The 1,202-nt window shown below is 30.0% G+C and carries 1 protein-coding gene; it reads left to right on the forward strand.

Features of this window, described 5'->3' with window-relative positions:
* Nucleotides 1-28: 28 nt before the first annotated feature.
* The gene (locus tag BHECKSOX2_RS06540) at nt 29-988 is read left to right on the forward strand and encodes a tetratricopeptide repeat protein (protein WP_139682952.1); all 960 of its coding nucleotides are present in this window, start codon (nt 29-31) and stop codon (nt 986-988) included.
* Nucleotides 989-1,202: the final 214 nt, after the last annotated feature.

Here is a 1,202-nt window from a genome sequence, read left to right on the forward strand (position 1 = left end):
TCTTTGTTACACTAGGAGGCTGTTACTTATGCGAATAATAACTAATTTAGATAATAAAACATGGAAAAACCAAGAGACCCTGAAAGATATTCAACAACAAATACAATCACAACATGCCCAAAATACAGAAAAGTATCAAGATTTAAGACAAAATGTTTTAGATGATCGACAAAATGTTTTAGATGATCGAAAGCATTCAATTAATGGCTGGGCAAGGACATTTCTTTTCGTTTTTTCAGTAGTTAGTGTGTTTATGTATATTGAAAATAAAGAACTGCAACAAAAGGCTGAAATCTCATTAGGAAACATTAAAAAATACGAGAAAGATGCAGAAGATATTATACAAAGATTAGTCAACAATCCAGAGCAAAAACTAACTAAAGAAATGAAGCAAAAGGTTAAAGAACTTGGCACAAAATCTCAAAAACTAATATTAAAAATACGGCAAGAAAATTATAAGACAGCAATTGACCTATGGAAATATTTTATCGGCCACGCTTACTATGAAAATGATAAAAAAAATATATTGACTGGTTACTCCTACCTTGGTTACTCTTATGACAAATTAGAGAAGTATCAAAAAGCCATTGATGCTTATAAAAAAGCCATTGAGATTAAGCCTGATTTGCATTATGCTTATTTCAATATGGGACCTGCTTATTTCAAATTAGAAAAGTATCAAAAAGCCATTGATACCTTTAAAAAAGTCATTGAGATTAAGCCTGATTTTCATAAGGCTTATAGCGGTATGGGGATGACTTATCGTAAATTAAAAAAGTATCAAAAAGCCATTGATGCTTATAAAAAAGCCATTGAGATTAAGCCTGATTATCATGAGGCTTATTACAGTATGGGGGTTACTTATGGCATATTAAAAGAATATCAAAAAGCCATTGATGCCTTCAAAAAAGCCATTGAGATTAAGCCTGATTATCATAAGGCTAAGCGCAGTTTGAATCTTGCTTTAAAACAATTTAAAGAACAGTAGATTTATTTGTATTCTGAGTGTCAATACTGTAAAATATTGTCAATATTAATAATTATTAATATTATATTTTAAGGGTTAAAACTATGAAAAGAAAAATAATAAGTGTATTGGCTATAGTGGCATTATTACCCATTTATGCTAATGAAAAAAGGAGTGGTGACGATGTGCATAAGATTGTTTCGGATAAAGTTATATCTGAGCAACGAATGAAACT

It is taken from the genome of thiotrophic endosymbiont of Bathymodiolus puteoserpentis (Logatchev) (genome assembly GCF_900127505.1).
Lineage (GTDB): Bacteria > Pseudomonadota > Gammaproteobacteria > PS1 > Pseudothioglobaceae > Thiodubiliella.

What these genes read in the sequence shown, in the direction of transcription:
- BHECKSOX2_RS06540 (WP_139682952.1), top strand. Translation starts at nt 29, where the DNA reads ATGCGAATAATAACTAATTTAGATAATAAAACATGGAAAAACCAAGAG.